The following is a 22278-nucleotide window of genomic DNA, read 5'->3' as shown; positions in this document are numbered from 1 at the left end:
GGTCGTGGCGGCGGGCGGGTAGCGTGAGGGCGTGGCTGCGGACGGCATCGAGGCGTATCAGAGCAGGGACGACCACATCGTCGCGGAGTTCGGCGACGGGCACGACGTGCAGGGCATCGCCGCGCGTTACGGCCTCACCGTGGCGCAGGTCTACGCGGTGGTCGAGCGCGAGGTGGGCCCGCCGGTCCCGGGATATCCGGGCCAGCCGCCCCAATACCCGCCGCCGGCCTATTACGCCCCGCCACCGGATCAGGGCTACTACCCGCCGGCTCCCGCGCCGCAGTATCCGGCCCCGCAGTATCCGGCCCCGGCTGCTCCTGCGCCGCAGTACCCGGCCCCGCAGTACTACGCGCCGCCCCAGCCCTACTCCCCGCAGGCCTACGCCTATCCGCCGCCGCGGGACCTCCCGGACGAGGACGCGATCGTCGCCGCCTACGCCGACGGCCACGCCGTCGGCGACATCGCCCGACAGCACGGCCTCACCACCGACCAGGTCTACCAGGTGGTCCAGCGAGTCATGTACGACAATCCGTGACCCTGGTCAGCGCCGGCGGCGTGATCTGCCGTCCTGACGGGTGGAACCACGCCGCCGCCGCCCCGGCCAGGCCACCCGGTCGCTCAGCCGGAATCCGCCCGATCGGCGTGACCGGCAGCCCCTCCTCGGTGAAATCCGCCGCACCGGGATCGGCCCGCCCCGCCCCGGCGGTGGCGTCCGCTGCAGCGGGACCCGGGGCCGACTGGCCTGCCCCGGCGGCACCGGGATCAGGGGCCGGTGGCACACCGATCGTGATGACCGAGCCGGAGATCCCGTGCCCGGCCAGTGCGCCGAGGGCCAGCGCCACGTGGTTCACCGAGTCCGGCCCGGGCCCGGTCACCACCAGCGCCGACCCGCCCACCGCCGCCGTCAGGTCGGCGAGGTGCCAGCCGTCCTCACCGATCGGCACGAGCATCCCGGCCGGCGCCGCCACCAGCACCATCCCGTAGGCCTGCCGGACCGCCAGCACCAGCTCCCGCGCCCGGGCGAGGCTGAGCCGCCCGGCGTCGGTCAGTTCCAGCAGGCCCGCCGCGTGCGGCCGCACCGGGTCGTCCGCACCGACCACCGCCCCGATGACCACGACCGCGACCGGCACCTCGGCGGCCGCCGCGACCGCCCCCGCCGCGATCCGCCAGTCGACGTCGGCCGAGGTGGCCATAATCATCCACAAGCGTCGACTCGGGTCCATGGCGCCACTGTAAACGCCGTCCACTATCGAGTGTGGGGAGCTCAGACATGACCTTCGAGGAAGCCGTCGAGGCCCTGCTGTTCCCCCGCCCCGGCAACCCCGGCCCCGACAGCAGCATGGAACGCCTCCCCCCAACCACCCCGGACCGCCTCACCCCGGCCGGTATGGAAGGCCCCGCCCTGGCCACCTGTCACGCCGAGTTCCTGGACGATCCGGACCACGCCTACCTCGTCACCGTCGAGCGGGTGCCCCGCGTCCGCCTGCCGCTATCGAACCCGGTCCTCGCGGCTGAAACCCATGACGGCGTCCGCGCGCTGCTCACCGACGTCGCCATCGCCAACCACGTAGAGGTGACCCTGGACGCCGAGGCCACCCCGGCGACCCGTGCGGCGGTCACCGCCTACCGCGCCGCGTTCGAGGCCTGGGCGACCTCACCCGACCGCGACCACCCACCGTCCTGGCCGGGCGAGACGCTCATGCACCTCCCGGTCACGGTCACCGACGATCTCGGCACGTCCTACCGCATGTCCTCCGGTCACGGCGGCGGCGACGGCGCCGAGTGGCGAGCCCACCACAAGTTCCTGCCCCGCCCACCCGCCGCCGCTCGCCTCCTGACCATCCATCTCCCGGCCGGCGCAACCACATTCCCGCTGCCCGGAGCCCCCTGACCGCCCTTTCCGGCCCGCGCACGGAGCGCCCGCAGGCCGCGCCCCCCTGTCCCGCGATGGCCGCGCGACGCCCTCCCCACCCAGACCGCCCCGCGCCGCCACGTCGTGGCTGGTTCCCAGGGGTGCCTCCCAACCGTCGACACACCCCTGACCGCCAGCCGGCCGTCCGGACTCGCGCCGCGTCCCGAGGGCGGCCTGACGCGGCGTGCCTGCCTGCCCCGGCCCCGCGGTGCGCGTCCCGCCCGCCGGCTGGTCCTCCGGGGTGCTTCCGGCCGCTCGAGGCACCCCCGAGAACCAGCCGGCGCCCGGAACTGTGCCGGGCTGGTGCTGACGGCTGCTTCCGGGTCGTTGAGGGGGCCGCCAGCGCCAGCCGGGGGCGGGAGGCGCGGGGCGGTCCGGAGTGGGCCGGGGCGTGGCGCGAGACCACCACGGGACTCGGCTCGTAGCCTGCGGACGGGCGCTCCGTATGCGTACCGGAAAGGTGGTCGGGGGACGACGCCTACCTGGAGTTTCGGGGTCGCGGTGAGCTGGGGCGGACCGGTTGCCGTTCGGTCTCAGGTTCGTGGCCGGGCTGCCGATCCTGGCGGCCATGACCACGGAGCCACCCGGATCCCTCCCGCCCCGGCGGCTGCGCGACGGGGCGGCCGTCGTCGCTGTCGCCGCCGTGGCCGCGGCCGGCGGCGCGCTCGTCACCCGCGCGGCCATGCGCAGGTCCGCGTCGGCCGCAAACCCGCCCTTGTCGGCCGCGCCCCCGCCCTCGCCGGGCGCTTCGTCACCCTTGTCGGCTGCGGCTGCGGATCCGTCTTCGCTGGTAGCCACGCCGTCAGGGTCGGCTCACCTATCTGAGGCGAGATGGTTCACCCCTACCTCGCCGTCGGCGATCGGTCCGGCGGCGCCGGCGTCGCGGCGTGCTCACGTAGCCGCTCTGCTGGCCGTCGTGGCCATCTGCGTGGCCGGCGGTGTGACCGTGACCTGGGCGACCCGGACCGAGTCCAGCCCACCCCCGGCGATCGACGCGATCGGGCTCCGGGCCGAGCCCCGGCAGCAGGCCGGCACAGCCCCGCCGCTGCCGTCGGGCTGGACCATGCCGACGATGCCGCCGCTGCCGTCGGGCTGGACCGGGCCGACGACGCCGCCCGGCACGTCCGGCTGGACCGGGCCGACGACGCCGCCGCTGCCGTCCGGGTGGACCGTGCCGGCCGCCGGCCCGGTGACCATCCGCGACGTGCGCGGCGCGGCGATGACGATCTCCATACCGAGGGTTCAGGACCCGGAGCTGTCGAGCTTCCCGGAACTCGACCCGGCGCCCGGCAACCGCCTGGTGTCGGTCACCGTGCAGGTGCTCAACAGCGGCGACGTCACGTTCACGCCCGACGTGGACGCCAACGCGTGGCTCACCGACACGCGGGGCGTCCGCTACGGCAGCGACCCGGTCATGTCCGCCGCGCTGCAGGCATTTCCGGTCACCGCCCTCGAACCGGACTGGTCGCTGCAGCGCGTGCTGGTGTTCGAGGTCGGCGCGGACACCCGCCTGGACGTCCTGCACATCAGGCACGGGGCCGACACGGCGACCTGGCCGCTGGACACCACCCGCTGAAGCCGGAGGCCGAGTCTGCCCGTGAGGCGCCGCCGCGACGCCCGGCCGTGGGCTGGTCCTCAGGGGTGCGTCGAACGGCCGGAAACACCCCTGGGGACCAGCCCACGGCAGCGACGGGGGCGGAACGGCCGTGCGGCTAGTCCTCCCAGATCAGGCAGAACGGTTTGCCGGCCGGGTCGGCGTAGACGCGCCAGTTCGGGCCGGCGCCGTCCAGCGGGGTCGCGCCGAGGGCGAGCACGGCCCGTTCCGCCACGGCCACGTCCGCGACGGTCACGTCCAGGTGGAGCTGCTGCGGATACGCGGGGTCCGGCCAGCGCGGCGCCGCATATCCCGTCACCTGCTGGAACATCACCGGCTGCGCGCCATCCTCGCCGATCATGGCGATGCCGTCCGCCTCGTACGTCACCGGCTTGCCGAGCAGCTCGGCATAGAAGTGGCTCAGCGTCTTGGCGTCCGGGCAGTCGAGCATCACGCCGGCCAGCAGCGTCCGTGGACCGTCCGCGCCGAGGCACACGTCGAACGGGTGCCCGGCCGGGTCGGCGAGCGTGTGCCACCGCTCGTTGCGCCGCAGCACGGTCGCGCCGAGGGCCACCGCACGGTCCGCGGCCGCGTCGATCGATGACGCCCGGAAGTCCAGGTGAGCCTGCTGCGGCCGCGCCTGACCGGGCCACTCCGGCGGCACGTGGTCGGCGGCCCGCTGCACGCCGAGGCGCCAGCCGTCCGCGGTGTCGAGGGTGATCCAGTCATCGTCGTCGTCCGGCACCCGCTGCCACCCGGCGAACTCCTGATAGAAAACGGCCAGCCGCTCATGATCGGCGGCGTCCAGCGCCACCGCCCGCAGCGTGCCGATCGATTCCGGGGTCATCCTCCGATCCTGCCGTACGACCTGAGCGTCCGCACCGCCTGCACCGTCACGATGCCGCGCCACTCCAGCCGGGACGCCTGCCCGGGCGGCTCCCAGGTGATCGTCCACCCGCCGTCGTCCTGCTGGCCGTCGGCGAGCTGGTCCAGGTTCGCCTGCAGCCGGGTGTCGTCGAACAGCGTCCGCCACGGCGAGTCCGCGGTCGCGGCGATGTGCAGCGGGGTCAGGCCGTACTCGCCGGGCTTCGGGTCGAACATCGGCGAGGCGGTGAGCTGCTCCAGGACCGTCACGGCGGCTCGCTCGGCGCGTGCCCGGTCCGGCACGTGGGCCAGGAACGTCATCGCCTCGCCCAGCGCGTGCACCTCGTCCGGCAGCTTCCCCGACTCGATCTCGCGCCAGCAGTACGCGGTCGCCGCGTCCCGCCACGGGTGCTCGAAACCCAGCTGGTGCAGCAGCCCGGCCAGCCCGGCCGTCGGGTTGAGCCCCGGCGCGTACGTCCACTCGGTCCAGTGCGCGGCCCGCGGATAGTCCTCGATCACCGGGAACGCCAGGGGCACCGCGCCGTCGACGGCCACCGAGCCGAGGAAGTCGCAGGCCGGCCCGAGCAGGCTGTGGTCGGTGGCGCCGGCCGCGACGAGGGCCTGGAACGCGGTCTCCACGTCGATCGGGAGACTGGCCGGGCAGCGCTTGTCCGGTTCGAGGCCGTGGCCGAACCCGCCGTCGGCGTTGCGATAGCCGCGCAGCACGTCCACCACCGGGTCCGGTGACCCGTCCCGGATCAGGACGTCGAACAGGCGGCGTTCCAGCAGGCGGCTCTCGGCCTGCAGGAACCGGTCGGCAGCGTGCAGATCAGCGGTCATGCCACCCACGCTAGGTGCGGCCGGTCGGCTCGTCTTGTAAGAATCGGCCATGGGCTACATCGAGTGGGCGCCGCCGGCACCCCTGCGTGAGGTCGCGGTGTGCCTGTGGCGCCGGACGGTCGGGGCTGATTCCTCGCCGGCGCTGATCCTGCCGGACGGCTGCGTCGACCTGATCTGGCAGAGCGGGACCGGCGCGTACCTGGCCGGCCCGGACACCGGTCCGATGCCCGCGACACTCCCGGCGGGGGAGACGCTGATGGGCGTACGACTGCGGCCGGGCGCCGGGGGGACGACGCTGGGCGTACCCCTGGAATCTCTGCGCAATCTCCGCGCCGATCTCGCGGACCTGCGCCCGGAGTCGGCCCGGCGGTTGCGGGGTGACCTCGACCCGGACGAGGCGCTGCGCCGGATGGTGACGCTCACCGGGCGGCTGGCCGGGGAGCGCCCGCCGGACCCGGCGATGCTGGCCGCGGTCCGGCTGCTCGACGATCCACACCTGCGGGTGCCCGAGCTCGCCGCGAAACTCGGCCTGAGCGACCGCCAGTTGCGCCGCCGGTTCACCGCCGCGGCCGGCTACGGCCCGAAGACCATGCAGCGGGTGCTCCGGTTCCAGCGGTTCCTGCGCCTGCTGGGCGAGGGGACCGCCGGCGAGCTGGCGGCCCGGGCCGGGTACGTGGACCAGGCCCACCTCACCCGGGAGTCGACGGCGCTGGCCGGTCTGACCCCCGCCGCGCTGATCGCTAGCAGAACCCGGACGGGCACTCGCCGTTGAACAGCAGCTCGTACTGCTTGCACTTGGGACAGATCGGCCGGTACTCGGGCCGGGGCGCCGGCTTGACCGGCTTGGCGGCCTTGACCGCTTTCGCCGCCTTGGGCGCTGCCGCGGCCCGGGCCGCCTTGACCGGTCCGCCGGCCTTGCGCAGCTCGACGGCCTGCACCGCGGCGTCCAGCACCGCGTCGTAACTGGCGTCGATCAGGTGTCCCTCGACCGATACGAACGGCACCACGTCGTCCGGATCCTTCACGGTCGCGCCGTCGATCGTCTCGGCGATCTCGTCGGCCTGTGCCCGCGCCACCGCGATGTCCACCCCGCCGGGGTGGATGTGCACCGCGACGTTCCGCGCGCCCGGCGGCCGCACCTGCAGGCTCCGCCCGACCGGCTTGACCTCGACCGTGGTCCGCCCGCGAAGCTCCAGCAGCAACCTCGCCACCGCCGGCGCCGCACCGACGCCGTCGTCGGTTTCCGTATCGTGCACGTCCATCTGTGTGACCCTTCGCTCGCACGGCGCCCCCGTGATCGGCGCCTGAGCACCGATCAAGCCGTCAAGGGGAGCCTACCCGCCACCGTGGTCGCCGATTGACAAGCGGGCACCGTCCCCACAACCGCCACTCACCGCCCACGGTCCGCTCACGGTCCGCTTCCTTTCCAGGCCGCGCCTTTTCCGGTACGCCAGGGAGCCCGCGCCGCCCGCCGCCCCACCCGGCCGCGACGCGACTCACGGCCCCGGCTGGCGCTCACGGTCCCCTCAGGGGGGGCGAGAGGACCGTCAGCACCAGCCCACACCGGAACCAGCGGCCCTCTCAAGCCCCGGCTGGTGCTGACGGCCCTTAAGCGGGACCCATAAGGGTCGTGAGGGCCGGCTCGGTTTGCCCGGCTGGTCCTGGTGGCCGTGAGGGCCGGCTCGGTTTGCCCGGCTGGTCCTGGCGGTCGTGAGGGCCGGCTCGGTTTGCCCGGCTGGTCCTGGTGGCCGTTATGCGGGACCCATAGGGGCCGTGAGGGCCAGCCGGGGTGGCAACGCGGGCACGGACGTCCGGGATCAGATGCCGCCGTCGTTGGTGTCCGGCCAGTGGTCCCGGTGGGTGTTCCGTCGCCGGGACCACGATGCGGGCTCGCGGTCCCGGCGGGTGAGCGCCTGTGCGTCAGGGGAGCGGGTCTGCCCGAGCGGCCCGGTTCATTTCGGTTTGGCCTGGCCCGGCTGAGTTCGCAGGCCCCCACTCCTGTCCTATCTTCCTAGGATGACTTAGCGGTGGTGCGGCACGACGCTGCGGGAATGACTGCGGCGCAGGTGTGCGCTGGCCCGGGTGGCCGGGGGCGTGTACACGTTGACTTCCAAGATCTCGGGAGTCGCGCCATGTTGCCACCGTCGCTGACCACGCTGACCGCCGCCGCCACCTCCGCCAGGGAGCTCTGATGGCGAGTGCGCGGACGCTCGCACCCGGCCAGCAGTGCCGGATCCTGGTGTGTGAGGTCGACAGTGGTGTGCTCACCGTCGTACACAAAAGTGCTCTGGTTTTGTTTGAAGCGCCTAACTGGACCGCGAACGATCAGTTGGTGGTGAACGGGGACGGGCTGCTGTGGACCCTGCCCGCGGACGGTTCGGCGGCGCCGCGGCTCATCCCGCTCGAGGGTGTGCCCGAGCTGAACAACGACCACGTGCTGGCGCCCGGCGGCGAGGACATCTTCTTGTCCGGGAATGACGGGCACCTCTACCGGGCGTCGCTCGCGGGTGGCGCGGGGCAAAAGATCACGGCCGCGGAGAACTGGATGCACTTCCTGCACGGGGTGAGCCCGGACGGGGCGACGCTCGCCTACGTCGGCCTCGAGCCCGGCCGGTGGGACACCGGCACCCTCTGGACGATCCGCGCCGATGGCGGGCCGAGCACCGCGCTGACCAGCGGACCCGGTGCGGACGACGGGCCGGAGTACCACCCCGCCGGCGACTGGATCTACTTCAACACCGAGCGGTACGGCCACGCCCAGATCGCCCGGATCCGCCCGGACGGCACCGGGATGGAGCAGCTCACCCACGACGGGCGGGTCAACTGGTTCCCGCACTTCGCGCCGGACGGCAGCCGGGCGGTGTACCTGAGCTACCCGCCGGGCACCGAGGGCCACCCGGCCGACCGGCTCGTCGAGCTGCGCCTGGTCGAGGGCGACGACTGGCCGGCCGCGCGCACGATCGTGGAGCTGCCGGGCGGCCAGGGCACCATCAACGTCAACAGCTGGTCGCCGGACGGCACCCGCTTCGCCTACGTGGACTACCCCCTGGCAGGCTGAGCGGATGCAGCATAGGCAGCGGTGGATCGGTTCGGGGATCGCTGTCGCACCGCACGTGATCCTGCTGGCGTTCATGTTCGGGCTGGCCGCGACCACGGACGGTGGTGGCCGGGCGTACGTCGGTTTCTACGGCCTGCTGGAGATCTATCTGGCGCCGGCCGGACTCGTCGCGGTCCTGATCCTGGTGGCCAAGAAGCCGTGGCGGCAGGTCGGGATCGGGGTGGCGGCCGGCACCGTGCTGGGTGTGGCCCTGGTCGCCGGCGGAATGCTGCTGCTCTTCCAGAACACCTGAACCCGGCGAGCGCAGAAGCATTGATGGTCATGGTTGTTACTGGGAGCGCTCCCATGTAACGATGATGTTTCACGCCTTCCGTCCCCGAAGGAGTCCATCGATGTCGCTCCCATCGACACGCTCGTGGCTCGCCGGCGCCGTGGCCCTGGCTCTCGCCAGCGTCACCGCCGCGATCGTCACCGCACAACCCGCGTCCGCCGCCACCGGCGGCACCGGCACCGGCTACCTGCACACCACCGGCAACAAGATCGTGGACAGCACCGGCGCCACGGTCCGGCTGACCGGGATCAACTGGTTCGGCATGGAGACCGACAACAAGACGTTCCACGGCCTGTGGGCCAGCAACCCGTGGCGCGGCCAGCTCGACACGATGGCCTCGCTCGGCTACAACACGCTGCGGATCCCGTTCTCCGACGACGCGCTCAAAGCCGGCGCGACCGCCACCGGCATCAACGACTTCGTCAACCCGGACCTGGTCGGGCTCTCCCCGCTGCAGATCCTCGACAAGGTCATCGGGTACGCCGGCGGCAAGGGCATGCGGGTCATCCTGGACCGGCACCGTCCCACCGCGGCCGGGCAGACCGCGCTCTGGTACACCTCGGCCGTACCGGAGAGCACCTGGATCGCGGACTGGAAGTCCCTGGCCCAGCGGTACGCCGGCAACACCACGGTGATCGGCGCCGACCTGCACAACGAGCCGCACGCCGAGGGCACCAACCCGGCCGCGGCCGGTGCCTGCTGGGGCTGCGGCGACACCGCCCGCGACTGGCGGCTGGCGGCCGAACGGGCCGGTAACGCGATCCTCGCGGTCCAGCCCAACTGGCTGATCTTCGTGGAGGGGGTGAGCTGCCCCAGCGGCGGACTGTCCAACGTCTGGGACAACGACACCAGCAACGACGAGGACTGCGGATGGTGGGGCGGCAACCTGTCCAAGGCGGGCCAGTTCCCGGTACGCCTGGACGTGGCGAACCGGCTGGTCTACTCGCCGCACGAGTACGCCACCTCGGTGTACCACCAGGCGTGGTTCGACGACCCGTCGTACCCGGCGAACATGCCGGCGATCTGGGACAAGTACTGGGGCTACCTCTACAAGCAGAACATCGCGCCGATCATGATGGGTGAGTTCGGCACCACCCTGGCCAGCAACGTGGACAAGGTGTGGCTGCAGGAGCTGCTGAAGTACACCGGCACCGGGGTGAACGGGATGTCGTTCACGTACTGGTCGTGGAACCCGAACTCGGGTGACACCGGCGGCATCGCCAACGACGACTGGACCACGGTCAACCAGGCCAAGCAGGCGATCCTCCAGCCGTACCTGATCGCGCCGGTCGCCGGTGGCTCCACCTCGTCGCCGTCGCCCTCCGGTTCGGCCTCGACCCCCGCGACCACGGGCGGCTGCACGGCCACCTATGCGCAGGACAACAGCTGGCAGGGCGGCTTCCAGGGCCAGCTCAAGGTCCAGAACACCGGTGGCAGCGCGGTCAGCCCGTGGCAGGTGACCTGGACCTGGCCGTCCGGCGTGACGGTCGCCAGCGCCTGGAACGCGACGGTCACCCAGAGCGGCACCACGGTCACCGCGGCCGCGCCGACATATTCGCCGTCGCTCGCGGCAGGCGCTTCGGTCACCGTCGGATTCACCGCCAACGGTACGACCAGTGCCCCGGCCACCGTGAAGCTCAACGGGGTGGCGTGCGCATGAGGCTCGCCCCGATCGCTGCCGTCGTGGTCCTGACCGGCGCCACCTGGGGTGTCGTGGGACTGGGCCCGGCCCGGGCGGCCGCGTCCACCTGCGACGTGGCGTGGACCGCGAACAGCTGGAGCACCGGCTTCACCGCCGACGTCAAGGTCACCAACCTCGGTGCGGCGGTCACCTCGTGGACGCTGAGCTGGGACTTCCCCGGCAACCAGAAGGTCACCTCGGCGTGGAGCGCGACGGTCAGCCAGTCCGGAGCGACCGTGACGGCGTCGAGTGCCGCCTGGAACGGTGCGCTGGCCACCGGCGGGTCCGCCAGTTTCGGCTTCCAGGGTACGTTCACGGGCACGAACGTGGCCCCGTCCACGTTCCGCTTCAACGGCGTGACCTGCGGCGATGCTCCTTCCCCGTCCCCATCGGTCTCCTCGTCGGCGTCGCCGTCCCCGTCGTCCTCGGTCTCGTCCTCGCCGTCACCCTCCGCGTCGTCGAGTACGCCGCCGACGGGGTGCGCCTCAGTGGCCCGCTGTGACGGGTTCGAGGGGCAGACCGGCGCGGTTCCGGCCGGAACCTGGGCGGTGACCAGCGCGGACTGCTCCGGCACCGGCACCGCCGCGATCGACCGCACGGTCGCCCACACCGGCGCGACCTCCCTGCGGATCAACGGCACGGCCGGGTACTGCAACCACGTCTTCGCCCGCAACACCGACCTGCTCGGTGCGGCGACAAACGTCTGGTACGTCCGCTACTGGGTCCGGCACACGACCGCCCTGCCCGCCGCGCACGTCACCGCCGTCGCCCTGGCCGACGCCAACGACGGCGGCAAGGACCTGCGCTTCGGCGGCCAGAACGGCGCCCTGCAGTTCAACCGGGCCTCGGACGACGCCACCCTGCCCGAACAGAGCCCGGCCGGCGTGGCCCTGTCCGCCCCGCTGCCGGTGAACACCTGGAACTGTGTCGAGTTCAAGGTCTCCGGCGCCGACGGCACCATCGAGACCTGGCTGAACGGCACCTCGGTGCCCGGCCTGATCGAGGACGGGGTGGCCACGCACGACATCGACGGGCAGTGGCTCAACCGGACGTGGCGCCCGGCCCTCACCGACCTGCGACTGGGCTGGGAGAGCTACGGCGACGGCGCCGACACCCTCTGGTACGACGACGTGGCGGTCAGCGGCACCCGGAACGGCTGCTGAGTTGCTGCCGGGCGGGGTTCAGGCCACGCCCGGCAGCAGCGCCAGGCACCGGTGCGGGCTCTCCACGTGCGCGTTGTGGCCCAGCCCGGCCAGAGTGACGACCGGCCGGCCGAACTGTTCGAGCTGGTCGCCGGTGTTCATCGGGTCGTGCTCCCCGCGGGCCAGGGTGACCGCTGCCGGCGACCGGGCGATCAGCCCGGCCATGTCGGGTGCACCGACGCCGAAGGCCCGCGGGTCCAGGGCGAGCCGCCAGCGGCCGTCCTGCTCGCGGACCCCGCCCCGCGCCGCCGGATGCTCCGCGCCGACCAGCCCGCTGAGCCCGGACACGCGCAGGTGCCTGGCCAGGGCGTCCTCCGGGGAGTCGAACCAGCTCACCGGGCGTCCGGCGAGCGACCGTGCCCGCTCCAACTCTTCGGCACTCCAGGAGACCTTGACGCCGAGAGCGACGACGGTGGCCACCGGCAGGAAGGCGGCGATCACCCCACCGAGCGAATGTCCGAGAACGACGGTGTGCTCGCCGGGCGTCACCAGCGTGCCGACCGCCTCGGCGAGCGCGTCGAACGTGTACTCCGGCAGCTCCGCCGACCCGCCGTGCCCGGGCAGATCCGGCGCCAGCCAGCGGCCCGGCCAGTCCCGCGCCAGCAGCGGCTCCCACCCGGCCCAGACGTCACCGGTCGCGCCGAGCCCGTGCAACAGGATCAGCACCGGCTCCCCGCTGCCACCACCACGCACCCGCAGTTCCCCGCCCATCCCGCGAGTCTGCCAGCCCACCCCGCCCACCGTCTCACCGGCGGCAGCGCGCGTTGCGGTCCCAGCTGGCTCTGCGCGCCCTGATGGGCCTGTCATAGCGGCCGTGAGAGCCAGCCGATCGGTCCCGGCTGGCTCTCACGCCCGTCATCACGGCCGTGAGATGAGGGGTCAGGCGGCCGGGCAGGGGCCGTGGTGGATGGGGGCGGTGTTGCGGAGCAGCTTCGTGGCCAGCACGTCCCGGGCGACGGCGCGACCGATCGACTGGGCGGCCTGGTCGCTGAAGGCGAAGTGCTGCCCGCCGTAGATCCGGGAGCGGCCGGCCTCGGTCGCCGCCGCCGAGAAGCTCGGGTAGCCGCGGGCCACCCCGCCCGGCGCCGAGTCGGTGGTGTGGGTGAACGCGATCCGGTCGGTGCAGAAGAACCCGGCGAGCACCGTGGCCGCCGCCCCGCTGTAGGCGCTGTGCCCCGAGACGTACTCCGGTGTGCCGCCGGCGCTGCCGGCCCGCGAGGTCCAGGCCGGATCCGGCGGGGTGGCCGGGTTGCCGTCGGTGTCGGCCTCCCGGATCGCGGTGGTCGGCCGCCAGTGCCGGTACGCGTACTTGGTCGCCACCGTGGGAATCGTGGTGTCCGCCAGCGTCATGGTCAGCAGCGCGGTGAGCCTGGCCTGGTCGCCCAGCGCCAGATGCCGCTGCCCGGCCACGGTCAGGGCGATCCGCAGCCACTCCCCGGGCGGCTGCGCGGACCCGGCCGGGAGTGACCAGAACTGGAAGGTGGCGAGCAGGCCGGGTGCGTCGACCGCGGCGTTGCCGAGCTGTTCGACCTCCGCGAACGCCTGCGCGTAGGCGCTGCTGGTGAGGCCCGGCGGCGGGCCCGGCACGTACCGGGCGGGGTCGGTCACGGCGAACGGGCGCACGTTGCGGTACTGCACGCCCGGCCAGTCGGCGCGGAACACGCCGGGCCCGGCGCCGGCCGGTTGGGTCTCGACCGGCCGGGACCCGTCGTCGGCGCGGGCGGTGAGTACCGCCGCGCCGACGTGGTCTCCCCAGGTGGCGCCGCGGGTCACCGGCGTACCGGCGCCGAGGCGGGCGAGGTCGGCGGCGAGCTGGGCGTCGTAGGTAGCGGCGCGGGCGGCGTCGGCGCCGGCCAGCACCGCGTGGGCGGCCGCCGCCGCGGCGGCCTGCGGGTCGGCGCCGTGCGGACCGGCGCCGCCGATCAGCGCCGGGGCGCGGCCGGTGTGGCCGGAGCGCAGGCCGTTGACCGCGTCGTAGACGGCGACGTTGAGCATGGCGTAGAGGCGGGCGGCGTCGGCGTCGGTCGCCCGGGTGGCGCGGACCGCGGAGAGCGCGAGCTCGTTCCAGACGTGGACGCTGTCGATGTCCGGCCGCACCGGGTGGGCGGCCGCCGGGGTGCCGGCTCCTGCGCCGGTCACCAGCACTGCGAGGGCTGTCAGCAGCTTCTTCACCGGCCCAGCGTGCCGCGCGCGGCTATGGATGGGTGCCGATGTGTAGCCAATCGGACCGAGCGGGGCGGGCGGGCCGCTCGGCCCGCCCGCCCCGATGTCAGCTGGCGGTGCAGGTGACTGCCGGGACGCTGTTGGTGCCGGTCCAGGAGCCCAGGAAGCCGAACGAGGTGGCGGACCCTGCGGACAGGTTGCCGTTGTAGCTGACGTTCTTGGCGGTCACGGCGGATCCGCTGCTGGTCACCGTGGCGCTCCAGGCGTTCGCGACGCTCTGGCCGTTGGCGTACGTCCAGTTGACCGTCCAGCCGGTGATCGCCGTGGAGCCGGCGGTCACCTTGACCTCGCCCTGGAAGCCGCCCGGCCACGAGCCGGTGATCGCATACGCTGCGGTGCACGTCTTACCGCTCGGCGGCGGCGAGGACGACGCGGACGGGGAGGGGGAGGCCGACGACGAGGCCGACGGAGAGGCGGTCGGGGATGACGTGCTCGTCGTACCGAAAATGGTTGCCTGTCTGGCGGTGGCGGTGATGCCGTTCGCGCCGTCGAAGACCCGGTGGTACCAGGTGGTCTTCTGGTTGACGTCGAAGCTGAGCACCATGTCCAGGATCGGGTCGGTGTTGCCCGACCATGACCAGCCGAGGTACCCGAGGCCGCGGGCGTTGGCCTCGGCCAGGATGGTCTGGTCGTCGACTTCGGTGCTGGCGAACTGCCAGCCGAACTCGCCGATCACCAGCGGCCAGCCCTTGGACTTGAACGTGTCCAGGTACGACGTGATCGTCGAGGCCTGCGAGTAGACCGCGTACATGTGGATCGACAGCACGGTGTTCTTCTGGGTGTCCGCGTCGAGCACGGCCTGCCCGTTGGCGAGCATCACCTGCTGCCAGTCCTGGCCCCAGTTCGGGGCGTCGATCATCAGCAGGTGCTGGAAGCCGTTGGCGCGCATCTTGGCGATCGCGGCGGTGGTGGCCGCGGTCCACTGGGCCGGGTTGGTGTTCCCGATCGGCTCGTTGCCGATGTTGATCGAGATGTAGTCCTCCTGGCCGACCAGGACGCTCTTCAGGCTGATCCAGTAGTTGACCGCCTGATCGAGGGTGTACGCCGCGGTGTCCTCGCCGTACCCGGTGGTGTCGTGGTCCTCGAGGACGCAGATCAGCTTGTTGGCCTTGCACAGCGAGATCACGTTGGCCACGTCGCTGGCGCTGTTCGCCGTCCAGCGGCCGCCGCTGAGCACCACCCGGACGGTGTTGGCGCCGGCCGCCTTGATGTTGGCGAACGAGCTGGTCTGGCTGGTGTACCAGGTGTGCGCGTGGTTGACCCCGCGCATCACGAACTTGGTGCCGTTGGCCTCGTAGATGTCGGTTCCGGAGACGTGCAGGCCGGTGGCCGCGTACGCCGGGTTCCCGAGGGCCAGGACCGCGCCGACGGCGGCGAGCAGGGCGGCGCAGAACGCGACGAGGACTCTTCGCATGGTCAGCCTCCCCTTTCTGGGTATCGATGACAGTGATTCGCGGGAGCGCTCCCATAAGGGTCCGGATGTTTCTTCATTTGGTCAAGATAGTCACGGGAGCATTTCCCCGCCGCCGGCCTCAGGTGATCCGGTGGCCGGTTCCGGTCCGGAGCTGTTCGAGGATGGACGGGGTCAGGCCGCAGCCGGTGAAGCGTTCCACCGCGACCAGGCCCTTCTCCGGGCGCAGTCCCGGCTCGGTGAAGTCCAGGCCGGTCAGCGCGGCCGCCACCCGGGGCTCGGCGGTCACGTTCTCCCACGGCTCGAACGCGGCCAGCAGCACCCCGCCGTCGGCGAACGAGAGCCTGGTCAGCGCGCGTTCGTTCCAGTGCATGCTGGCCACCCGGCCGTGCGCCGCGGCCGCCCTGAGCACCGCGGCGTGCGAGCCCTGATAGCCGTTGACCTCGACGGCCACGATCGCGTCGCCGGCGTCGTGCACGGCCACCCACGGGTCGATCGCGCCGCGGGCGGCCAGGTCGGCTTCGATCGCGGCGACCGGTTCCGGCCGGTCCGGGTCCGCGCCGAACGCGCGCAGCACCTCCGCGGTGGTCCCGGCCGTCACCACGGTCACCGTCGCTGCCAGACCGATATCGGTACGGCGGATCCACCGGTACGCGTGCTCCGGCCGGCGCGGGCGCACCGGCTCCGGCTCGCCGCGCAGCCGGAACCCGAGCCGATCGGTGCTCCGGTGCACGACCGGTGGGGCGGCCGGCGCGGCCCAGACCAGCAGCCGGTACATCTCGGTGTCCCCGGCATCCGGGTCGCCGGCGTCGTCGCGGCCCCGGGCGTGCACCCGCAGCCGGTAGTCGCCGGGCCAGGGCGGGGTGGCGTGCCGCAACTGCGGGTCGCCGGGACCGTCCGGGCCGAGCACCGAGGCGCGCCCGGTCCCCGCGTGCCAGCTGACCTCGACGACCTCCTCCCAGTCCGGCTCGACCCCGGGCGGCGGGCCGGCGAGCACGGACAGGTGCACCCGGACCGGGCCGCCGGTCGCGCCGGTGCGGATCGCGGCGTAGCCGTCGTGTGCCGTGACCAGGCCGTTCCCGCCGAAGTCCGGGGTGGTGGGGAACGCCGCCTCGGTCAGCGCGAACCACGGATCCGTCACGGTGACGGTGCCGTAGCCGTGCCGGGGGAGCAGGTACTCGTGGCGGAGCCGGGCCAGGCGCGCTCCGTCGTACCGGAAAGGCATCGGTGCGTCGCGCAACGCCGCGGCCGCGGCACCCACCGCGAGCCCGGCGATCGCCGCGGGACGGTCGACGACGGCGGGTGGTTCCGCCCGGGAGGTGACGGCGGCCGAGGCGGCCAGGGCGAGCGCGAGCCAGTGGGATCCGTGGGCGGCGGCGAGGGCTTGCTCGTCGGGTTCCGGGCATGGCTCGGTCGGCTTCTGCTCCGCGTCAGGGTCCGCGTCGGGCGGCTTCTGCTCCGCGTCGGCGGGCGGGATCGCGGTGGCGAGGTGGCGGGTCAGGGTGAGGGCCGCGTCGGCGATGCCGGGCGACAGGCGTTCCAGGAGCGTCGCGGCGGTCAGCGCCGTGCTGTCCTGACCGGCGGAGACCAGGGAGATGGCGCCGGTGCTCTCCGGGTGGCCGGCGGCCGGTGGCAGGGGCGGCAGCTCCAGCGCGGCGGCGGTGAGCTCCAGTGCGCCGAGCAGCCGTTCGGCCGGCAGCGGGCCGAGGCGACGCAGCGCCGCGAGGGCCACCGGCTCGGCGGCCGAGCGCCCGAGCCGCTCCGCGAACCGCGCCCGCGCCTGCCCGCCCACCGCACCGCGCGCTCCGGCGTCCTCCCGCGCCCCGCTGTCCTCCGGCGCGCCGAGACGACCCAGCTCCGCGGCCGGTCCGATCGCGATCAGGGCGGTGAGGCGGGGCAGCCGCTCGCGCACGGCCGCCACGAACGCCTCCGGCACCTCGGCAGCATCGACCACGGTCGAGACGCTAGCGGATCGTGGTGGCGCTGTCCGCCCGCTGTCACCGGCCTGGGATCATGGACACCCATGTGGATCCCGTCGGACTCGGAAATCCGTTCGCTGCACGAGCGGGCCGCGCCCACCCCGGAAGCGTTCGCACTGGTGTGGACGCACTGCGAGATCGTCTGCCGGATCGCCGAGCAGTTCCTTACCCCGGAACTCAACGCGGACCTGGTCCGCGCCGGCTGCCTGCTGCACGACATCGGGGTGTACCGGCTCTATGGCCGCGACGGGACCCTCGACTATCCGAACTACATCCAGCACGGGCTGCTCGGCCACGAGCTCCTGGAGGCGGAGGGCTCTTCCCGGAGCCGCTGTGCCGTTTCTGTTCGTGTCACACCGGCGTCGGCGTGACCAGGGCCGACATCCGGGAGCAGGGTTTGCCGCTACCTCCCGGCGACTACGTGCCCGAGACCGCCGAGGAAACCCTTGTTCTGTACGCCGACAAATTCCACAGCAAGAAGTCCCCACCGGTCTTCGTGTCCGCGGCGACGTATGCGGTGAGCGTGAGCCGGTTCGGGGCGGGCAAGGCGGCCCGCTTCAGCGAACTGGTCGCTGCCTACGGCGAGCCCGACCTGGAACCCCTGGTCACGGAGTATGGGCACCAGCTGGTGTGACGTGGCCGCCCGAGCGGACGTACGGCATCTGCTGCGGTCTACAAACCCGGTTTCTGACCACCCGATTCCCGTCGATTCTAGCGATCCCTGCAGGGTATATCATTTTTGTGCAGATTCATAAAATACGAAAAGGCTCGACAAGAAAGCGCTAATACATACTCCGTGGCGCCAAACGTTCTGGCGGTAAGGGGAATGCGTCATGTTGACAAAGGTGCTGTTGCCATTCTTTGGCGATCCTATCTGGCCTCGAACTGCGACTATCCTCAATCCGTCAGAGGGTGCTGGTCCCTCGTAACTACAGCTGCGGATCACGTAACGACATTGGTTGATCCATCGTTTGACCGTGCGTGATCCGACGCCCCAGCCGCAAGGGCATCTGCGAGATCGCGTGGGATACCGAATTGGTCATGACCATGGACGACGGAACGGATCTGAGCTGGACTGTTCCCGTCGACGAGCGCCCAGCAGAACTTGAGGTCACAGCCGCACGGAGACTCACGGCCGAGGAGAGACAGCGGTACAGCCTTCCACCGGCGGTCGCCGCCTGATCGGTGAGCCGCAGCCCGGCCTGCGAAGACGGTCCGAGAACGACTGTCTACGCCGACCTCGTAGTCCGGTGGCAAGCCGCGTGGTGGTGCTCGATCGTCCCACCACACCTGCCTGGCTCCGCCTACCATGCCCAGCGCTTCTTCCGGGCTGATGGGCCGCCAGCACGCTGCGAGCCCAGGCCGAACGGAGACGTTGAACGCCGTGGCAGCCCGCGCCGAACAGATGCCAGCAGCAAAGGCTCGTGGCGAGCCTTTCGGTCGACCCACTCCACACTTTGCGCCAGCTGGCAAGTGGTCGCCGGACCGGCGTCACCCCCCGACACGGCTTACGATGTTGAGCGGCCCGCCGGACGGGTCACACGGGGGAGGAACACGATGGAGCGTGAGGTTCCGAGCGACTGGCTGGCGCGAACAGTGCGCGACACCATGTCTCGGCTCGAGAAGGTCAACGACATGCGGGACGAGCTTTCGGCGATCAGTGGCGAGGCCGAATCACCCGGCGGTGAGGTACGTGCCGTGGTGGCGCCGTCCGGGATGATCCGGTCGTTGCAGCTGAGCCGGACCGCGTATCGGATGCCACCGGAAGATCTCGCGGAGACGATCGTCGCGACGATCCGCCGGGCCGCTGGCGACGGGGCAGCGGCACTGAGCGCGGCCCTGCAGCCCATCGTCGGAGACCGTGTGAACCTCGCCGCGCGGCTCAGCGACTACGACACCCCGGATGAGCAGGTCCTGGACGGTGCCCGCGCCACGCTGCAGGAATTCACCCGCGAGACGGGCGGCCGGTAGTGGGCTTCGAGGTCGCGCCGGACGGGTTGGACGAGGTGGCCAACGCGCTGCGTGCTGACGGTCAGGCACTGCAGGCGCTGGTGGCCACACTGCAGGGCGGTGCGGTGACCAGCGACGCCTACGGTCAGATCGGCACGCTGGTCGGCCTCAACGACGGCTACCAGCAGCACCTGCAGGAAGCGATCCAAGAGATCAGCGAAGGAGCTGCCCTGCTTGACCGGGCCGCAGCCCTGCTGACTGCTAACGCGGAATCCTATCGGAGCACCGACATCCAGCACGCCGAACAGTTCGGGAAGATCCTGTGAGTGACGGTACCGCCACCAGCGTGGTCAGCGGAGCCGAAGCTGCCGGCGGTGTCCTGCAGCGCGCCAATGGGCTGATGAACGCGGTCAACAACGTCATGGACGCGATCCTGTGGCCGTTCGTGCAGCCGCTGATCGAGATCTTCGAGATGGCCATCGGTGATCCGGAGCAGTTGCAGGAAAAGACGAAGGCCTGGAACGCGGCGGCGGCCGAGGTGGAGCGGGTCGCCGGCGATCTGGCCGAGCAGCGCCAAGCGCTCGCCGCGCAATGGAAGGGTGAGACTGCCGGGGCAGCGCAGAACAGCCTCGCCGAGACCGAACAGCAGCTGCGCGACCTCGCCGTGCGGATGCGGGAAACCGCCCGGACGCTGCAGCAGATCGCCGAGCTGTTGGCGGCGTACGAGGAACTGTTCAAAGACACAATCCGCGAGCTCGTCGAGTGGCTGCTCGTCGAATGGGTCGTCGCGCAGATCCTCGCCCCGGAGACCCTGGGCGCGTCGGAGGTCGGTTTCCTAGGCGGTGCGGCGCCGGCGACAACCTCGGTTTTCGTGGCGCGTTGCATCAAGTATCTCAACGACCTGCGTAAGGCGCTCTGGGAGTTCCGCAAGGTCTACCACGAACTGAAGGCGGGAAGCTTCATGGAGAAGTTCGCCGCCAAACTGATCAAGAAACAGGTCAGCGGCCTGATCGGAGACCTCACCGGCCTGAACCACTCGAAGTTCGGCGCGTTCACCACCATGGGTGGCGAACTCTTCGAGTACGGCGTGCACGTCGCGGCCGGCGAGTTCGACGACCACCGCAGCGGCGTGGACGGCAACGACGATCCGATGCGTCAGAAGATCAGCGAGTATGTGGACCCGCTCGCCGACAAGGCCGACCCGTACCTGGCCAGGGTCGAAGAAACCGCCGACCCGTACGTCGACAAAGTTGAGGAAACCGTCAAGAAGGTGCGCGGGTACCTTCCGTAAGGTGCCCGGACCCGGTTGGACCGGGCCATAACCCGACCCGATCTGTGAAGGAACACCGATGACGGACGCAGCGAACATGGCGGCGCTGACCGACGACCACCGCCGGGCCGGCCAGGCGATCCGGGCCATGCTGCGGCCGGGCGAGCGACTGCTCACGCACAGCCTGCTGCTGCGTTCACCGGGTCTGGAGGAGCCGCCTCCGACCAGCGGTGACGTCCTGAACACTCTCAACCCATTCGCCGGGTTCACCAAGGCGGCCCGGGAGAAGGGGGGCGGCTGGGCGGTGTTCGCGACCGCGCTCGGCATCCCGCAGCAGGACTACGACCCGTCCACCCTGATCGGGAAAGCGCAGCTCGCCCGCCGGTACGGGCACATCTTCTGCGGCGTCAAGAACAGCGAAGCCGGGCGCCTGCTCGACGTGCTCAACGAGCACGCGACCATGGACTACGGCCATCGTCCCGCCTGGATCGCCTGCACCGATCAACGAGTGACCGTATTCGCCGACCCGATACCGGCGTCCGGATCGCACTACACACCCGGGCAGCCACTGCGGCAACTGCTGCGCATCGGCGTCTCCCTCGGCACGTCGCTGTGGAAGCTCGTCTCAAACACGCAGGATCCCGACGAACGCAGCGGGTTCTCCGGCTCGGTGCTGCCGGTCTTCGAGCTGCGCCCCGGTGCGGTCGCAGCCGTAGCTGCCCCGCCGGTGGAGCACATGCCGCGGGTGATGCTGTGGTTCACCGACCAATCCTGGCTGATCGTCTCCTTCGGCTTGGGCGAGCCCGCCGACCACATGACCGCCACCCTGCAACCGAGGTAGAAGCGAGTCTGCCAGGGTGGGAGATCCATCGGCAGTTGCCGCCATGAGCAACCGCTACGAACTGCGTACATGATCGCTCTGTGTGGATGCTATGCGATCTCGGCGGGCCGGTATAGCGGTGTACGGGCGTCGAGCCGGACGGCAGGGCGTCTGGCAGCGACAGCCGCAACTACGTCTGTACCGACAGCTCAGGCGAGCGCCGCGTCCACCTTGGTTAGAGCGCGGCGGGCCATGTCTTCGGTCACGATCCGACTGTTCCCACTCCAGCCACCCACCAAGATCAACTTAAGCTAAGTGGCATTGGGGTCGGTCTGGCTGGTGTTCAGGGGTGTCATTCGGAGGTGGAGGCACCGCTCACGCCCAGCCGGGTCGGTCTGGCTGGTGCTCAGCGGTGTCATGCAGGGGCGGAGACATCCGTCCGGTCCGGCTGGCGCTGAGGGGTCGGGTCGTCACTGCCCGCCCGTGCCGGGTTCGGACTCTTCGACCGGCGGCGGCGTCGGGCTGGGATCTGTCGGCCTCGTGCTGGAGGGGGTGGGTACCGGCGCCGCAGACGTGGCCGGAGCCGGGGTCGGCTTGGACGTGGCCGGGGTGGCTGGGGTGCAGGTGGTCACCGAGCCCGTTCTGCCCCACGTGCAGGTGTGGACGGTGGTGCCGTTGCCGGTGCGCAGAGTGGCGGTGTCGCCGGTGTTGTTCCAGATGTAGTTGCCGGACTGCCAGTACCGATGTCGAGCGGGCCGGCCGTTGACGCCCTTGCCGGTATGGACGGTCAGGGTCTTTCCGGCGGCAAGGGTGCCGGACAGCGTGAAGACGTGGTGGGAGGCGTCGCGGACGGTCCAGCCGCTCAGGGACACGGCGCGGGCGCTCTTGTTGGTGATCTGCGCGTATTCGGCGTTGAGACTGGCCTTGCTCCGGGTGTCAGCGCCCGGCGAGTTGTAGTAAATCTTGGTGAACCGGACCGCCGGCGGTGCGGCCGCGGTGGTGGTCGCCGCGGAGGCGATGCCGATCCCGGCTACCGCGGTCGCCGCGGTCATGGAGGCGACGGCGATCCATCGCCACGGCTTTCGGGCGTTCGGGGCGTTCGACGGTGAGCGCATGCCGGGCATCGTCGCAGCCGGATCCAGC

The 22278-nt window shown here is 71.6% G+C and carries 24 protein-coding genes; 15 read left to right on the top strand and 9 right to left on the bottom strand.

Annotation, left to right across the window (positions count from 1 at the left end):
• The first annotated feature begins 31 nt into the window (after window positions 1-31).
• Entirely contained in the window at window positions 32-535 is a 504-nt protein-coding gene (locus ADL15_RS30685) for a helix-turn-helix domain-containing protein (protein ID WP_067698449.1), read from the top strand.
• On the opposite strand, the gene ADL15_RS30680 is transcribed toward ADL15_RS30685, so the two are convergent.
• Window positions 516-1223, bottom strand: coding sequence for a hypothetical protein (locus ADL15_RS30680; RefSeq protein ID WP_157441701.1), 708 nt, complete (start codon window positions 1221-1223; stop codon window positions 516-518). The two genes, ADL15_RS30685 and ADL15_RS30680, sit on opposite strands and share 20 nt — an antisense overlap.
• Before the next feature lie 47 nt (window positions 1224-1270).
• Between ADL15_RS30680 and ADL15_RS30675 the strand changes: the two genes are divergently transcribed.
• Window positions 1271-1891: a hypothetical protein gene (locus tag ADL15_RS30675; protein ID WP_067698445.1), complete on the top strand. Its 621-nt coding sequence runs from the start codon at window positions 1271-1273 to the stop codon at window positions 1889-1891.
• Window positions 1892-2828: 937 nt separating this feature from the next.
• Window positions 2829-3488, top strand: a complete 660-nt coding sequence (locus tag ADL15_RS30670; RefSeq protein ID WP_067698442.1) for a DUF4352 domain-containing protein — start codon at window positions 2829-2831, stop codon at window positions 3486-3488.
• A 136-nt stretch (window positions 3489-3624) separates the two neighbouring features.
• Here the strand turns inward: ADL15_RS30670 and ADL15_RS30665 are convergent, their stop codons facing one another.
• Window positions 3625-4353: a VOC family protein gene (locus ADL15_RS30665; protein WP_067698440.1), complete on the bottom strand. Its 729-nt coding sequence runs from the start codon at window positions 4351-4353 to the stop codon at window positions 3625-3627.
• Window positions 4350-5210: a hypothetical protein gene (locus tag ADL15_RS30660; RefSeq protein WP_067698438.1), complete on the bottom strand. Its 861-nt coding sequence runs from the start codon at window positions 5208-5210 to the stop codon at window positions 4350-4352. Before ADL15_RS30660 ends, ADL15_RS30665 begins: the two co-directional genes overlap by 4 nt.
• A gap of 49 nt (window positions 5211-5259) precedes the next feature.
• Between ADL15_RS30660 and ADL15_RS30655 the strand changes: the two genes are divergently transcribed.
• Window positions 5260-5982, top strand: coding sequence for a helix-turn-helix domain-containing protein (locus ADL15_RS30655; RefSeq protein WP_067698436.1), 723 nt, complete (start codon window positions 5260-5262; stop codon window positions 5980-5982).
• Here the strand turns inward: ADL15_RS30655 and ADL15_RS30650 are convergent.
• Window positions 5951-6472 (bottom strand): hypothetical protein, encoded by a 522-nt coding sequence (locus ADL15_RS30650; RefSeq protein WP_067698434.1) that lies wholly within the window; start codon window positions 6470-6472, stop codon window positions 5951-5953. The genes ADL15_RS30655 and ADL15_RS30650 overlap by 32 nt on opposite strands.
• A 929-nt stretch (window positions 6473-7401) precedes the next feature.
• On the opposite strand from ADL15_RS30650, the gene ADL15_RS30645 reads away from it, so the two are divergent.
• The 4 genes from ADL15_RS30645 to ADL15_RS30630 all read left to right on the top strand — a co-directional run bounded on the left by ADL15_RS30645 (window position 7402) and on the right by ADL15_RS30630 (window position 11443).
• Window positions 7402-8268: a TolB family protein gene (locus ADL15_RS30645; protein WP_067698432.1), complete on the top strand. Its 867-nt coding sequence runs from the start codon at window positions 7402-7404 to the stop codon at window positions 8266-8268.
• 4 nt (window positions 8269-8272) lie between these two features.
• Window positions 8273-8560, top strand: coding sequence for a hypothetical protein (locus tag ADL15_RS30640; protein WP_157441700.1), 288 nt, complete (start codon window positions 8273-8275; stop codon window positions 8558-8560).
• A 100-nt stretch (window positions 8561-8660) separates the two neighbouring features.
• Entirely contained in the window at window positions 8661-10259 is a 1599-nt protein-coding gene (locus ADL15_RS30635; protein ID WP_067698428.1) for a cellulase family glycosylhydrolase, read from the top strand.
• Window positions 10256-11443: a cellulose-binding domain-containing protein gene (locus tag ADL15_RS30630; RefSeq protein ID WP_067698426.1), complete on the top strand. Its 1188-nt coding sequence runs from the start codon at window positions 10256-10258 to the stop codon at window positions 11441-11443. Before ADL15_RS30635 ends, ADL15_RS30630 begins: the two co-directional genes overlap by 4 nt.
• Before the next feature lie 18 nt (window positions 11444-11461).
• On the opposite strand, the gene ADL15_RS30625 is transcribed toward ADL15_RS30630, so the two are convergent.
• From ADL15_RS30625 to ADL15_RS30610, 4 genes are all read right to left on the bottom strand, one after another.
• Complete coding sequence (locus tag ADL15_RS30625) at window positions 11462-12193, bottom strand: alpha/beta fold hydrolase (protein ID WP_067698424.1); 732 nt, start codon at window positions 12191-12193, stop codon at window positions 11462-11464.
• 168 nt (window positions 12194-12361) lie between these two features.
• A complete protein-coding gene (locus tag ADL15_RS56575) occupies window positions 12362-13654 on the bottom strand; it encodes a vanadium-dependent haloperoxidase (protein WP_067698422.1) in 1293 nt (430 codons plus the stop codon).
• 97 nt (window positions 13655-13751) lie between these two features.
• Window positions 13752-15119: a cellulase family glycosylhydrolase gene (locus ADL15_RS30615; RefSeq protein WP_067698420.1), complete on the bottom strand. Its 1368-nt coding sequence runs from the start codon at window positions 15117-15119 to the stop codon at window positions 13752-13754.
• 118 nt (window positions 15120-15237) lie between these two features.
• Window positions 15238-17070 (bottom strand): DUF6461 domain-containing protein, encoded by a 1833-nt coding sequence (locus tag ADL15_RS30610; protein ID WP_067698417.1) that lies wholly within the window; start codon window positions 17068-17070, stop codon window positions 15238-15240.
• Between the two features lie 69 nt (window positions 17071-17139).
• On the opposite strand from ADL15_RS30610, the gene ADL15_RS55770 reads away from it, so the two are divergent.
• The 7 genes from ADL15_RS55770 (at window position 17140) to ADL15_RS54525 (ending at window position 21156) form a co-directional block, all read left to right on the top strand.
• Window positions 17140-17466 (top strand): HD domain-containing protein, encoded by a 327-nt coding sequence (locus ADL15_RS55770; RefSeq protein ID WP_232344516.1) that lies wholly within the window; start codon window positions 17140-17142, stop codon window positions 17464-17466.
• Window positions 17463-17729, top strand: a complete 267-nt coding sequence (locus ADL15_RS55765; protein ID WP_232344515.1) for a hypothetical protein — start codon at window positions 17463-17465, stop codon at window positions 17727-17729. Before ADL15_RS55770 ends, ADL15_RS55765 begins: the two co-directional genes overlap by 4 nt.
• A gap of 407 nt (window positions 17730-18136) precedes the next feature.
• Window positions 18137-18277: a hypothetical protein gene (locus ADL15_RS30600; RefSeq protein ID WP_157441699.1), complete on the top strand. Its 141-nt coding sequence runs from the start codon at window positions 18137-18139 to the stop codon at window positions 18275-18277.
• A gap of 375 nt (window positions 18278-18652) precedes the next feature.
• Complete coding sequence (locus ADL15_RS30595) at window positions 18653-19066, top strand: YbaB/EbfC family nucleoid-associated protein (RefSeq protein WP_067698414.1); 414 nt, start codon at window positions 18653-18655, stop codon at window positions 19064-19066.
• The gene (locus ADL15_RS30590) at window positions 19066-19371 is read left to right on the top strand and encodes a hypothetical protein (RefSeq protein ID WP_067698412.1); all 306 of its coding nucleotides are present in this window, start codon (window positions 19066-19068) and stop codon (window positions 19369-19371) included. The genes ADL15_RS30595 and ADL15_RS30590 overlap by 1 nt, the downstream gene beginning before the upstream one ends.
• Window positions 19372-19466: 95 nt before the next feature.
• On the top strand, window positions 19467-20336 hold the full coding sequence (locus ADL15_RS30585; RefSeq protein ID WP_198171081.1) for a WXG100 family type VII secretion target: 870 nt from the start codon (window positions 19467-19469) through the stop codon (window positions 20334-20336).
• A 58-nt stretch (window positions 20337-20394) separates the two neighbouring features.
• On the top strand, window positions 20395-21156 hold the full coding sequence (locus ADL15_RS54525; protein ID WP_067698408.1) for a hypothetical protein: 762 nt from the start codon (window positions 20395-20397) through the stop codon (window positions 21154-21156).
• A gap of 449 nt (window positions 21157-21605) precedes the next feature.
• Here ADL15_RS54525 and ADL15_RS55760 read toward each other — a convergent pair whose 3' ends face one another.
• Complete coding sequence (locus ADL15_RS55760) at window positions 21606-22250, bottom strand: lamin tail domain-containing protein (RefSeq protein ID WP_067698406.1); 645 nt, start codon at window positions 22248-22250, stop codon at window positions 21606-21608.
• Window positions 22251-22278: the final 28 nt, after the last annotated feature.

Source organism: Actinoplanes awajinensis subsp. mycoplanecinus, assembly GCF_001509495.1.
Classification (GTDB): Bacteria; Actinomycetota; Actinomycetes; order Mycobacteriales; family Micromonosporaceae; genus Actinoplanes; species Actinoplanes palleronii.
This window is presented reverse-complemented; position numbering and strand designations above follow the sequence as displayed.